Consider the following 14,310-nt stretch of genomic DNA (forward strand, 5'->3'; position numbering starts at 1 on the left):
AAACCAATCAAAATTCATAAATGAAATGAAAAACACATTACTATTCGTATTCTTATTGACCGTTTTTACCTCAGGGTTCGCCCAGAAGGAGGTGTCCGGTACGGTCGGAGATGCTTCAGGTGTCCCTCTACCAGGGGTAACCGTTATGGTGCAGGGAACGGCCAACGGTACCACTACCGATTTTGACGGTAACTATTCCATAAGTGTGGCCGAAGGTCAAGTACTGGTATTTTCCTATATCGGTTTTACCAAAAAGGAGATTACAGTTGGAACATCAAACATTATGGATGTAACCTTGGAAGAAGATGTCCAAAGTTTAAATGAAGTTGTTGTCGTAGGTTTTGGTACACAAAAAAAGGTCAACCTTTCCGGAGCTGTCAACAATGTCTCGGTAGCGCAATTATCTACAAGGCCAATAAACAACGTGACCCAAGGGCTACAAGGAATTTCCCCTGGTCTTAATATCGATTTTTCCAGTGGGGCACCCGGTGCAAACCCAAAGATCAATATTAGGGGATTCACCTCCATCAATGGTGGTGACCCTTTGGTACTCATAGATAATATACCTTCTGATGTTTCATACCTCAATCAACTTGCTCCCGAGGATATCGAAAGTATTTCCGTGCTAAAAGATGCATCCTCTGCTGCCATTTATGGTGCAAGGGCAGCTTTTGGGGTTGTTTTGGTAACCACCAAGAGTGGTTCGGATGGCAAGATGCGAATCAATTATAATACCAATGTTACGGTGGGCACACCCACCGTGTTGCCCGAGAAAATTTCCGATCCCTACATTTATATGAGGCTTCAGGAAACAGCATCAAAAAATACACCATGGCACAACCAATATTTCACGACCGAACAATTGCAATGGGCCAGGGAACGTAGCGATGATCCTTTCGGTACTGTTGGTGTACGTGAAAGCACTACAAACCCCGGTTTATGGGAATACATGGGGAACAGGGATTGGACCGATTACTTTTTGTCGAGTTCCACCTATTCCCAAAACCATAGTTTGAGTGCTACGGGGGGAACGGAAAAAATAAATTATTTCATGTCCGGTTCCTACAATAAGGACAATGGTTCCTTGATCTTGGCGGAAGACTATTTCACCAGAACGGGAATGCGTTCCAAATTAAATGCCCAATTGACCGATTGGTTGTCCGTCGGTAACAACACCTCTTACATTACCGGTAAGCGAAAGAATCCATCTTATTTTGATATCGGCACCCTTTTCAATTTTAATAGCTATGCCTTCGCGGAGAATCCGGATGGAAGTTGGGCCAATACGCCCGTAGGTCGAATGGCCGCGCGGTTACAGGATGGTGGTGATGAAGAATATATAACCCATACCTTCCGTACCAATTTTACCGCCCAAGCGTGGTTGATCAAGGATATTCTTAAGGTGAACGCAGAGTATACTTACGAACAGGAAAACCAAAATTATGATGCTTTCTACTCCAAGTACCAGATAGGATTTGGCCCTGATGATGTCAGGGAAGAAGGCAACAATCAAGTTTGGAAGGATTTTGGTTCGGAGCAGTACAACGTATTGAATATTTATGCCACTTTCAATAAGAATTTTGGAGATGACCACCAATTGACATTGCTTGCAGGTTATAATCAAGAAGAATTCAGGGCTGAATACATCTCTTTGAACCGAACAGGTGTGATCTCATCTTCACTTCCAACATTGAACTTGGCAACGGGCCCCATACTTCTTGATGAGTCGGATTCCGCCATTTATAGCTGGGCACTCCGTGGTGCATTTTATAGGGCCAATTACATTTTCAAGGATCGTTACATATTAGAGCTTAATGGAAGGTATGATGGGTCCTCCCGTTTTCCAAAGGATAAACGCTTTGGCTTTTTCCCTTCCGTTTCCGGGGCCTGGAATGTATCCCGTGAACCTTTTATGGAAGCTTTGGAACCAACAGTGAGCCTCTTGAAGTTCAGGGCTTCCTATGGATCGCTGGGCAATCAGGACGTTAGTTCTTTTGGGTATATTCCTTCCATGAGTGCAGGGCAGGGAAATTATATAATTGGCGGGGAACTGCCCACCCAAGTCGGTGCCCCGGGACTGGTATCGTCCAATTACTCCTGGGAAACGGTGACTACTAAAAACTTTGGTGTGGATATAGGTCTTTTCAACAATAAATTCAATGCAACATTGGACGTTTATCGTAGGGATACCAAGGACATGTTGACTGTTGGAACTGATTTGCCCGGCGTGTTGGGAGCCTCGGAACCCAATGAAAATGCAGCAGACCTAAAAACAGAAGGTTGGGAACTTTCCCTTTCCTATAAGGACAGTTTTGGAAACCCCAATAATCCCTTTAATCTGAATGCGAGGCTTGTTCTAAGTGATAGCCGATCATACATCACCAGTTTTGAAAACCCTAACAACAGCCTTACCCAATACCGTGAAGGGATGGAGCTCGGTGAGATATGGGGATTGACTTCAGATGGACTATTTCAATCACAGGCAGAAATCGATGCTTTGGACGAGTCGGCCATTATTCCATGGGGAGCCTTGGAAATTGTTGAGGGTTGGCCTAAATACGTGGACCTGGACGGAAACCAAAAAATTGAGAAAGGTATGACTGCGGATGACCCTAAGGACTTAAGTGTTATAGGCAATATGTTGCCAAGGTATCGTTTCGGTATCAACCTCAACATGGATTGGAATAATTTTGACCTTGGTGTTTTTCTACAAGGTGTAGGAAAAAGAGATTTTTATCCAAAGGACTATATCTATTGGGGCTTTTATCAACAACCGTATGCAGGAGGCTATGCCCATTTGAAGGATTTTTACAGAGGCTCCGATGATCCCGCCGATTTAATGGCGCAACATTCACAGGCCTATATCGATGCAGGGTACGCCAGTGCCAATACCGATGCACGTTTTCCGGTGTTTCAATCATGGTTGGCCGACCGGAATCTGGGGGAGCGGATAGACCAAGCACAAGGATTGGCCATACCACAGACCGGGTATATGTTGAGTGCTGCCTATCTAAGGCTCAAGAATATTACTTTGGGGTACACCATACCTGCTTCCTATACCAAAAAAATGGGAATTACTTCACTGAGGATATACTTTTCCGGTGATAATATTTTTGAGTGGTCCGAAGTCTCGGATTACTTTGATCCCGAATCCATCTCCGATGTGGAGAACAGGATTAATCCAGCCCATAGTGCCGGACGTAACGAGACCAGTGGTTATCAATATCCCTATCAACGAAAGTACGCTTTCGGTATTAATGTTACATTTTAAAAATCATTCAAATGAAACTTACAAGAAAATATATAAAAAGGGTTTTAATGGGCGGTTTTGCCGGTTTACTGGTAATTTTGATGTCTGCCTGTAATGATGACTTTCTGGATCGCTTGCCAGAAACCGAGATCGGGGTCGACAACTTCTTCAATACAGAAGAGGACTTGTCCATCTATGTAAATGGATTGTATAATTTTCCCGGGCTAGGGATATACTACGATGATGCTACGGATAATGCAGGTACAACAGGTAATCGCGAAATAAAGACCATTATGACCACAGAAGCCAACTCCCAGACGATTACTTCAGGTTGGCACTGGGGCGCCTTAAGGAGCATCAACCTGTTTTTGGAAAATGCAGAAAAGGCCGATATCGGCGCGGATGTAAAGAATCACTACATAGGTGTCGCCCGTTTTTTCAGGGCACAGTTCTATATGGAAAAAGTAAAGCGATATTCCAACGTGCCATGGTATGACCAAGTTCTTGAAACAGACTCTGAAGATTTGTTCAAAACAAGCGACCCTAGAGAGACCGTTGTTGATCATATTTTTGAGGATTATCAATTTGCCATGGAACACGTTAGGGAAAGTGTGCCGACAGGAGCTGTTGATAAATGGACCGTAATGGCATATTATAGCCGTAATGCATTGTACGAAGGGACCTTCAGAAAATATCACAGCGAATTGGGACTGGAGGGAACAGCGAACGATTTCTTGGAACTGGCAGCAAAAGTATCCCAGGATATCGTAGACCAAGGCCCCTTCTCCATCTATAATACAGGAAATCCTGCCCAAGATTACATGGCCCTTTTTGGGAGTCAAGATCTAACCGCGAACCCAGAGGTGATTTTCACGAACATTTATGAAGCTGATGTTAAAAACACCGACGACCCCCAGTACTTGTTTGGTAGTTATGAAATGTCGATGAGCAGGGACCTATTGGAGACATATCTTATGGATGACGGTACGTATTTCAGCCAACAGGTGGGAATTGAGACCATGGAATTTGTGGAAGAGTTTCAGGATAGAGACCCAAGACTCTCCCAAACCTTTGCTTACCCGGGTTGGGAACTATACTATACAGCTACCTACAGTCCCGGAACCACTAATTATGTGCAGGAACTCAAGAAAAACTTCACAGGCTATCATCAAATCAAAGGTTTTGCCAACGACCCCTCCATAGACGTTCGGCGAGGTATTGATATCCCCGTCTTGCGCTACGCGGAGGTGTTATTGAACTTGGCAGAGGCGAGGGCAGAACTTGGCACTTTGAACCAAGGCGTGCTTGATGCTACGGTAAACCAGATTAGAAGCCGTGCAGGAATGCCCCCATTGAACATGGCCGTTTCATTGGACCCGGTGCAGGCCCAACGTTACCCACAAGTCACAGATCCCGTTTTGTTGGAAATACGAAGAGAGCGTAGGGTGGAGTTTGCCATGGAAGGAAGAAGGCTGGACGATTTGAATCGTTGGAATGCGGGCAAATTGATGGAAAGGGAGCCCGTGGGCATGTATTTTCCAGGATTGGGCAAGTATGACCTTACGGGAGATGGTGTAGCGGATATTCAGCTTTTAGGGATCGAGGACGCTATTCCCGAACCAAAAGAGCTCAATGAAAATGGTGTTGCACTAATTTATTATAGAACTGGCAGTGTGGGCAGTAATGCGGATGTTTACCTCACAGAGGGAACCAGTGGCAATGTTGTGGGAACACCAGAACGAGGAACATTCCAAGAACCCAAACATTATTACAGACCTATCCCAGCACCTGAAATGGCACTTAACCCAAATTTGGAGCAAGTGTTCGGTTGGGAATAATTCAGATGTTTAATTTTTTATTTAAAAAGGAGGGGTAAAAGCCTCCTTTTGACTTTTAACTATGGAAAAGAAAAAAAATCATAACAAACGGAGGACATTTGTTAAAGGAGCGGTTTTGGCAGTATGCTTCCGGGTTTGGTAAAGGCGCAAGCAAGTGATGGTGGTCGGCGTCCAAAAAAATTACTCAGAATTGCACACATTACGGATGTTCACCTGAGTTCGGATAACAATGCTCCCGCTCGATTTAATGCATGTATTGACAAAATCAAAGAAAGAAAAATCGATTTTTTCTTGAATGGAGGGGATAGTATTATGGCTGCCGATGGTAAGGACATTGACCGAGAGCAAGTAAGTGAAATGTGGGATTTATGGAAAACGTCCAGAAAACGCTTTTCCGAATATGAGATGTACAGTTGTTTGGGCAATCACGATATGTGGTGGGCGGCCCCGGATAAAGATGACCCCATGTATGGTAAAGGGTATGCCATGCAACAATTGGGAATGCCTTCGACTTTTTACAGCTTTGACAAAAATGATTGGCATTTTATCGTTTTGGATAGTAATGTGGATGGGGGTGGAGCATTGGGACTGAAACAAATGCAATGGCTTTCCGATGATTTGGCAAAACTCCCAAAGGGAACACCTGTTTTGATCATGTCCCATTATCCCATTTTATCGGCCTCAACCCATACCGTGGGTGGGAACCATAACGATGCTTTGCAAATCACAAAGATCCTTTACAAACATCCCGATAAAAGGATACATTGCATCGGGGGGCATGTACATTTATTTGATACCGTTGTCTATAACAATGTGCATTATTATTGTAATGGCGCAATGAGCGGGTATTGGTGGGGAAAAGGAGATGAGGATTCAGCCCAAAAGTATTGGTACCACGAGACTCCACCAGGCTATACCATCATTGAGCTTTTTGAAGATGGCTCCATGGAGAACCACTATCATCCACATCAATTTTAAGGATTTGATTTTAAAAAGAAAACAGATTCTCCCAGTTGTATGCCTTGTTTTTATTGGTATGCTAGGTTCATGTTTTGCACAAAGTGGGAAAGTGCAGATAAAGGTAATGGCATGGAACATTCTTCATGGAGGTAACGATATTGAGAATGGATTACAGCATGTCATAGACATTATAAGGGAGGTTGATCCGGATATTCTTTTAATGGTAGAGACCTATGGTTCCGGAAAACAAATCGCAGAGAACCTCGGATACAATTTTCACTTATGTGCTCCCGAGGGTACACCATTGGACGACAAGTCAACCAATCTATCCATTTTTTCTAAATATCCCTTGGGAGAGACGTTAACAACACTTTATGCTTTACTGACACTTACCTCTTTCCAAGTTCAGGATTCTCGCATAAGTCGGCCGAAACACTCTTGAAACCTTGAGCATATTTTAATGATTGTGCTTCACTGAACTTTTCAATAGTATATTTGGCCATGTTCCTGAAATCTGCCCTTGCCTTTGCACTAATGGTGTATTTATTTTCCGGCATTGTGCTCGTTTATTGCTTCTTCCCAAATGCTATCGGTGGTAGCATCGGTCGGACCACTCTCAATCCCTTCGATTAACGCTTTGTTCAAATCAACGATACGTTTTCTTCGCTCCTGGTCTTTTCGAATAATGTCCCTGATATATTCGCTGTCGTTCGTATTGAACCCCTGCTAGATCAAACTTTTGACAAAAGCATCTTGTTGTTCCGTGAAAGTGATGGATTTTCTAATTACCGCCATAATGAACCAATAATATTATTGATGATTCAATTTAGATAAATAATTTTGGATAGGGAACTATCGGGCAAAAAACGGTCAAAGAGAACCATTGAAAACGGATATTTTTGAACCACTTAAAAAATGGTTTCAGACTACGCCATGAAAGGGTTTGCAATACATATTGCTATGCTCACTTTAATCCAGCGAAGGTGGCATAGTATGCCCGGTGTTTCCAGTGAGCTGTTGAAAATTCATGCTGAAATGAAGCCTATCGTTAAGAACAAGCTTCGAAGTATCTGTTTTTGACAATTAAGACCCTCTGGTAGTACTGACAGTTAAAGAGCCGCTGTACGGACCTTTTTCACTCCGGCATTCCTGATTCACGGATTTTTGAAAGATACACTTTCCTTCCTAATTATTTAAATGCTATACGTCATAGATTTTACCATCGACATCCCTACAATTTTTCTTAAATGTAACTGCTACGCATGCAAGAAAGCTATTGTCTTTATTTCCTGGTACAATTAAAGTTAGCAGATGATATACGCATAGAAACCGTTGCCATTTTGGGTGCTACCTTTTAGTATTTGTTGGTTAAACTTAATGCCAGTATGTACCTTGTATGCATTGGCAGGTGAAATCTTTGTATGGCCCAAGTTCAAATTTAGGACCAAATATCATTCATTACCGTCAATACAAGAGGCTTCCCATCCGTTACCACAATCGTGTGTTCGTGCTGCGCCATGAATCCGCCTTTGTTTCCGACCATGGTCCAACCATTAGCCAATGTTTCAGCTTGGGTCGAGGAAGTTGCGATAAAGGTCTCAATGGCAACCACCGAGTTCTTTTTGAACCTGACTTTATTGAAACGGTCCTTGAAATTCGCTATTTCATTCGGTGCTTCGTGGAGACTTCTTCCAATACCATGCCCGGTTAGGTTTTTGATTACTTTGTACCCGTGCTTCCTTGCCTCCGTTTCAATTAAATGCCCGATACTGGAAATGCGGACACCGCCCCTAATGTTGTCGATTGCCTTGTGCAGAATCTGTTTCGAGGCGTCTACAAGGTTTTGATGGTGGTTGCTATCCTCGCCCAACACAAAGGACCCCCCGTTATCCGACCAATACCCTTCGAGTTCTGCCGATACATCAATGTTCACAAGGTCGCCCTCTTCCAACCGTCTGCTGGCTGAGGGAATGCCATGACAAAATTCACGGTTTACGCTTATACAAGTGTGACCTGGAAAACCATAGGTCAGAAACGGGGCGGATTTGGCACCGTAGTCCGATAGGATTCCAGCCCCGAAATCATCCAACTGTTTTGTGGTCATTCCAGGCTTGGCATAGTTCCGCATTTCCTTTAATGCGACAGCAACGGCCTCGCTCACTTTTTTCATTCCTATAAGTTCATCTTCCTTTGTTATTGACATTTTGTACTATTTAATTTTTTGCTTTTTCCATGGAAATGTGCCCAACCAGAGCACGGACCTCGGTATATATCTGGTAACTTTTCACATCGTAACTAATTGATCAAATTGAACGAAACCCCAAAATTAACGTAGAAATTTGGGTCAAATGAGGTTGTGCTTATTTCCTTGGTCTGTCCCCTTTCCCGTATCGTTCCGTTCAAAAAATAGTTCCAACCCGTACGCAGGGACAAAATGAGCCCTTCGTATATTTTATATTCATACATTAGACCCGATCTGATCTCATTGCGATTGAAGTTATAGAGAACATCCCCGTCCCCCAAGCCATCGGTGATGAAGTAAAAGGGCTCTCCCTCAAAGACCGTCCCGATGGACAGTCTTCCCCCGGTTAATAGGTTTCTTCTAAAATACAACTGTTTGGGCAATATCATATCTATGCGCCAAGGCGAGTCTTTAAACTGGTGCTCGTAGGAAAAGGCCGGTAAGATGGGGAATACGGCATTGGGGTTCGATTGCAGTACCAATCCGATGGTGGTCGTCGTTTGGGTGTTTCTCTTTAAGACGAAAGAGGCAACATAGGCTGCGTTCAATACACCGAACTTCTTATCTGAGGCATCCCCAAATACACTTAGGTTGGAAACTAGGGTTTTTCCAAATAGCCTATCGTATCGGGTATAGTTCACCGAGCCGAAGAAATAATGGAAGCTTTGGCTCTCCGCGACCCCAATGATGGGGGAGGCACCACTTGGAACATTGGCCTGGCCAAAATTAATGTCCCTGTAACCATAACGTAGGGAAGCACTCAAAATCCGAGTGTCCTTTTGGACAATCGGGAGGTTCATGGCCGCACGGACCCTTGTCTCACTTTCAATGGTACCTGTCTGATAAGGTGTGCCAAACAGCTCCGATTCGTAATCCGAGCTACCCAATTGTTCAAAATGGACGTCAATAAAACGGGTATTAGGGAACTGGTCCGTCACCTTTTTTACCAAGATCATACTTTTGGATGGAATCGAATCCGTTTCCTGGGCAAGCACGGAAACTGAAATTGTCATCAAGACAGCTATCACTAGGCATTTTTTCATGTAGTAATGGGCGGATTTAGACAAACCCTTTTTGCATATCATTGGGATTTGGGCCAAGGATCAATATTTTTTATACAACACCTATCTTTTTACACTGAATTGAGCTAAACCAAAAACAATCCTCTTTCAAATGATTTCACTAAAAACCCAGTTTTTTGGACGTGTTTTTTTGGTGCTGGGCGTCCTCCTAGGTCCACCTTGGCACTTTTTCGCTCGAATCACATGTCCAACCACTTTTTAAAGGCGGAACAGCGCTCCCTTGAAACAATTATTTTTTCCTCCTGTACGGGTTTGAGCTTCAATAATAAACGACTGTTGAAATAATGATGGATCTCAATAACGGACTTCAAGGCAATCATGTATTTTCTGTTGATCCTGAAAAAATCGATCGGGTTCAACATATCCTCCAATTGGTCAAGGGAATATTCCAAAGGATAACTTTTCCCATCGCCAGTTATAATACATATCGTTCCGCCCTCTGATCTAAAGAAATAAATGTCATCTACATTAAGGGAACTATAATGGTTGCCCACCTTGACCATAAACCGACGCTTGTACTCCTTGTTGAACATTTTCTTAAAACCCTGGACCCTGACATCCTCAGTCTCCCTGATGACATGGAACTGGTTCCGGAACTTTTCGAGGGAACGTTCCAGTTCCTTTTTATCAATGGGTTTGAGCAGGTAGTCCAACCCGTTGTATTTAAAACCCCGGATGGCGTATTCGTTATAGGCCGTGGTGAAGATAATGGGGGGATGTTCGTTGATAGCGTCCAGAATATCAAACCCATAACCGTCATGCAACTGGATATCCAAGAAAATAAGGTCTGGCGGCGGATTTTCCTTGAACCACTTGATAGCTCCTTCAACCGAAAAAATAGTGGCCGCTACCTTGATGTACGGAGCAATATCATTGACCAATTGTACCAAACGTTTGGAGGCAATATGTTCATCTTCTATGATTATGGCTTCTATCATGTTAGGAGATGTAATGGGGATTTTTGTTCAACATTTTTCTTCAATAGGGGCAGGGAAACGGTAAAGTGTCCATTTCTTTGCTCAATCAAGACGGGAGATGTTGTGTAAAAGGAAAATCGATTTTTAATATTCTCCAGTCCCAACTGGGTTGAGCTATGGGCATCATTTCTTTTTCTCAACGTATTGGATATCCTAAGGTATCGGTGATCATTTGAAATAATGACCTCCATAGGATGCTTATCCGAAAAGGAATTATGCTTCAGGGCATTCTCCATCAACATCTGAAGGGTCAGTGTGGGAATTACATAGGTATTCGGCGCCAAATTTATCTCCATGCGTATACTCAGCGAGGTTTGATGGCGTACGTCCATCATAAAAATAAAGGAGTCCAAAAAGGAGAGCTCTTTGTCCAGACTGGTCAGGTCTGAATCCTGGTTGTCCAGGATATACCGATAGCAAGAAGCCAATCTTGCCGTAAAATCAGAGGCCAGGTCCCTATCTTCGTACATGAGCGAGGTCAGGGTGTGCAGGCTGTTGAACAAAAAATGGGGGCTGATCTGATTCTTCAATATTTTATAATTGGTGGCCAGGACCTCCTTTTCAAGTTTGAGCATCCTTGTGTGCAATCTGTTCTTTACCTGACCGGAGAAATAAAATAGATTGCACAAGATAAGAATTGTGGCAATGAGTGCCGCCCTTGAAAAATCCATTCGAAATTGGAGCCAAGGTTCCTGGGATTTGAGGTCAAGAACACTGGCGAAATGAAATAGGGCCAGGTAATATCCTATCGCGAACAAGGGCAATAGGGCCCCTATGGTCTTTCCCAAAATTTGTACCCCTGCCACCCAGCCCAATCCTTTGTAGGGGTCGTCCCTTAGATGCTTTTTGATTATCCGGTCGCTCAATTCCCATGAGAACATAAAAAAAATGACCCCGCTTACATAATAGAAGAATGATGTAACGGTGAAGAATGGGTCGCTGTAGTCCGAATCAATGATTGATTTGACTACAATAAAGACCATCGTGACCACAAGAAGACGAAACCCCATTTTTTTTAATATTAAACCTATATGCATCATAAATCCGGTAGGCATAAAAATAGTTGGATAAATCGGCCCTTTGGTCCATAGGTCCATGACCCGTCATTTTAGTTCATGAACTGTCGTTATTTGTTTTGAACTGTGTTCGAGCCGAAAAAAACAAAAAATGAACGCTTCGGGCCGTAATATGACGGTTCATCAAGAAATTACAGTACCCAAAGGTATTCGGCTGTTCGACAAAGGTAAATCACTTCAATTTTGTTCAAAACTAAATGTATGAAAACATATTTTTACGGCCTTGTTTTTCTGTGCTATACGTCGTTATATGCCCAAACAGGTGTCATCAAGGGACAAATAGTGGATGAACAATCGGAAATTGGATTGATTGGGGTAACAATTGAACTGCTGGACCAAGAAACACCTATAGGGGTTGTTTCGGATGAAGAGGGATATTACAGGTTGGAAAATGTGCCTATAGGTAGGCAGACCATCCGAATAAGTTACTTGGGGTTTGAAACCGTTACCTTGCCCAACATCATCGTGTCATCGGGAAAGGACGCCCTGATGGATGTTCGCTTAAAGGAATCCTTTGGGCAATTGGATGAGGTCGTGGTCACCTATGAGTCCCGAAAGGACCAACCGCTCAATGCCCTGACTTCGGTCTCAGCCGTCCAGTTCGGCATGGAAGAGGTGCAGCGCTTCTCCGGTGGGCGCAGTGATATCGGTCGCTTGGCATCCAATTTTGCGGGCGTATCGACAACTGATGACAGCCGGAACGATATTGTGGTCAGGGGAAACTCACCCACGGGTCTGTTGTATCGTCTCGAAGGGGTGCCAATACCAAACCCGAACCACTTTACCTCGGCAGGTACGGCAGGTGGTGCTGTATCCTCGGTCAATCCGAACCTATTGAAAAATTCAGATTTCTTTACTTCCGCTTTTCCTTCAGAATATGGGAACGCGATAGGAGGGGTCTTTGATTTAGGTTTTAGGAGCGGTAACAAGGATGATTATGAATTTTCTCTTCAAGTGGGTGCCTTTACCGGTGTGGAGGCCCTGGCCGAGGGTCCATTGGGGAAGAACAATGGTTCATTTCTCATTGGTGCCAGATATTCCCTTATCGGTCTGATCGGGGGTGCGGGCATTACCTCGGCCACCCCAAACTATTCCGATGTGTCCATGAACATCGACTTTGGTACCACCAAGCTGGGACAATTGTCCCTATTTGGAATATTTGGGACCTCGAATATCGATTTTCTGGGGGAGGAATTTAACGAGGACGACCTCTTCTCCTCCCAAGATGAGGATATGTTCGTTTCATCCGACTTTGGGGTTCTAGGCCTTAAGCACCGTATCCATTTTGGGAAAGCGATCTACTTGCAAAGTACATTGGCCACTGCCTTTTCGAACGATGGGATCGAGACCGATAGGTATTATAATCTAGACCAACCCGGGGAACGGGTGATCAGGTATTCGGAAGCCGACAATTCAGAAAACAGATATACCTTTTCGACCTACCTTAATTCCAAATTGAACAGTAAAGCGACCCTCCGTGCCGGTATGCTCTTGGAACGGTTCAATGTGAAATCTTTGCTTCGGGATCGCGAAGAACAAGCAGACAATGATGGCGATGGGGACCCGGACCTATTCACCTTTAGGGACACCAATGAAGGTTTGAGCATTTTACAGCCCTATTTGCAGTCCCAATACAGGCTCACGGAGGATTTGACCCTTAATGCCGGGTTGCACGGTCAGTACAGTAGCCTCAACCATCAATTTGTCCTGGAGCCACGGGCCGGAATCAAATATAGGGCAGGGACCGCACACACGTTCAGCCTTGGATATGGGATACACCATCAGAACATATCCTTGCCTATCCTTTTTTTAAATGAAATGGTCAACGGGGAATTGCAGCAGACCAATACAGACCTTGATTTTGTGAGGAGCGACCATTATGTCATTGGTTATGACCTTCGACTGTCATCTGCATGGAGGGCCAAGGCCGAAGTCTATTACCAGGATATTTCAAAGGCAGGTGTAGAGGCATTTCCTTCGAGCTATTCCACCTTGACGGAGGGCGCCGATTTTTCCTTTGATAACGATAGGGTCTCCCTGGTCAATGATGGAACTGGGTTCAACCAAGGTGTTGAACTGACTTTGGAAAAATTCTTTAGTGAGGGTTACTATGGACTCCTTACCGCTTCTTTCTTTGAAAGCAAATATACCGGGAGTGAAGGCATTGAAAGAAACTCACCGTTCAATAACGGATATGTGACCAATCTGCTCGCAGGTCGCGAGTTCAAGACCGGTAAAAACCAACAGAATGTGCTGTTTGTGGATACCCGATTGTCCTTGGCCGGTGGCCGATATTATACCCCGGTGGATCTGGAGGCCTCACAGGAATCGGGATATGAGGTATTGTTGGATGACCTCGCCTATAGCCGTCAATATGAGGATTACTTCCGATGGGACATCAAACTGGGATTTAAATTGAACAATGTTCAAAAGAAACAGTCCCACCAGTTTTATATAGACTTTCAGAACGTGACCAATAGGGACAATATTTTCGAACGCAGGTACAATCGATTGACCGATCAGGTCAATGAGGTCTACCAGAATGGATTTTTTCCCGATGTGGGATATCGTTTTCAATTCTAGGGTATGATGTATTTGAATGCAACCGCTGTCAAGCTTGAAGTGAATGGTTTTTTGTAGGGTAAAAGAAGAACCTTTCCCATGATTTCTGGTGCCGTGCTATGGATGGGATCCATCGGATTCCTGGGTGCCAACGGAATTTCTTTGGCCGCGGAAGGCAAGCAATGAGCACGTTCCCCCTGGTTGAGCCTACCCCGTTTTGGGGTAGGTTTTTTAATTTAAGACCCGGGGTGTTCCAGCCTGTACAATAAAGATGGTCCGCATCGGATATTCTCCATGGTGATGTCCCGTGGTGGAATAGGGGG

9 protein-coding genes are annotated in these 14,310 nt (G+C 44.0%); 5 read left to right on the plus strand and 4 right to left on the minus strand.

Translation table 11 applies throughout. From position 1 onward, the window contains the following. The first annotated feature begins 25 nt into the window (after nucleotides 1-25). The 4 genes from GVT53_RS02155 to GVT53_RS02170 all read left to right on the plus strand — a co-directional run bounded on the left by GVT53_RS02155 (nucleotide 26) and on the right by GVT53_RS02170 (nucleotide 6,490). Nucleotides 26-3,271 (plus strand): SusC/RagA family TonB-linked outer membrane protein, encoded by a 3,246-nt coding sequence (locus GVT53_RS02155; protein ID WP_166247206.1) that lies wholly within the window; start codon nucleotides 26-28, stop codon nucleotides 3,269-3,271. Between the two features lie 11 nt (nucleotides 3,272-3,282). Continuing rightward, nucleotides 3,283-5,088: a RagB/SusD family nutrient uptake outer membrane protein gene (locus GVT53_RS02160; protein WP_166247207.1), complete on the plus strand. Its 1,806-nt coding sequence runs from the start codon at nucleotides 3,283-3,285 to the stop codon at nucleotides 5,086-5,088. 123 nt (nucleotides 5,089-5,211) lie between these two features. Beyond that, nucleotides 5,212-6,066 (plus strand): metallophosphoesterase family protein, encoded by an 855-nt coding sequence (locus GVT53_RS02165; RefSeq protein WP_166247208.1) that lies wholly within the window; start codon nucleotides 5,212-5,214, stop codon nucleotides 6,064-6,066. A gap of 91 nt (nucleotides 6,067-6,157) precedes the next feature. Then, a complete protein-coding gene (locus GVT53_RS02170; protein WP_166247209.1) occupies nucleotides 6,158-6,490 on the plus strand; it encodes an endonuclease/exonuclease/phosphatase family protein in 333 nt (110 codons plus the stop codon). 996 nt (nucleotides 6,491-7,486) lie between these two features. Here the strand turns inward: GVT53_RS02170 and map are convergent. From map to GVT53_RS02195, 4 genes are all read right to left on the minus strand, one after another. Then, a complete protein-coding gene (gene map, locus GVT53_RS02180; RefSeq protein ID WP_166247210.1) occupies nucleotides 7,487-8,251 on the minus strand; it encodes a type I methionyl aminopeptidase in 765 nt (254 codons plus the stop codon). 92 nt (nucleotides 8,252-8,343) lie between these two features. Then, nucleotides 8,344-9,333, minus strand: coding sequence for a DUF6268 family outer membrane beta-barrel protein (locus tag GVT53_RS02185; RefSeq protein ID WP_166247211.1), 990 nt, complete (start codon nucleotides 9,331-9,333; stop codon nucleotides 8,344-8,346). Between the two features lie 218 nt (nucleotides 9,334-9,551). Next, a complete protein-coding gene (locus GVT53_RS02190; protein ID WP_166247212.1) occupies nucleotides 9,552-10,310 on the minus strand; it encodes a LytR/AlgR family response regulator transcription factor in 759 nt (252 codons plus the stop codon). Further along, the gene (locus GVT53_RS02195) at nucleotides 10,307-11,446 is read right to left on the minus strand and encodes a sensor histidine kinase (RefSeq protein ID WP_166247213.1); all 1,140 of its coding nucleotides are present in this window, start codon (nucleotides 11,444-11,446) and stop codon (nucleotides 10,307-10,309) included. The genes GVT53_RS02190 and GVT53_RS02195 overlap by 4 nt, the downstream gene beginning before the upstream one ends. A gap of 180 nt (nucleotides 11,447-11,626) precedes the next feature. Here GVT53_RS02195 and GVT53_RS02200 point away from each other — a divergent pair, with 180 nt between their 5' ends. Beyond that, the gene (locus tag GVT53_RS02200; RefSeq protein WP_166247214.1) at nucleotides 11,627-14,008 is read left to right on the plus strand and encodes a TonB-dependent receptor; all 2,382 of its coding nucleotides are present in this window, start codon (nucleotides 11,627-11,629) and stop codon (nucleotides 14,006-14,008) included. Nucleotides 14,009-14,310 lie beyond the last annotated feature (302 nt).

Origin of the sequence: Flagellimonas oceani (genome assembly GCF_011068285.1) — a bacterium.
Classification (GTDB): domain Bacteria; phylum Bacteroidota; class Bacteroidia; order Flavobacteriales; family Flavobacteriaceae; genus Flagellimonas; species Flagellimonas oceani.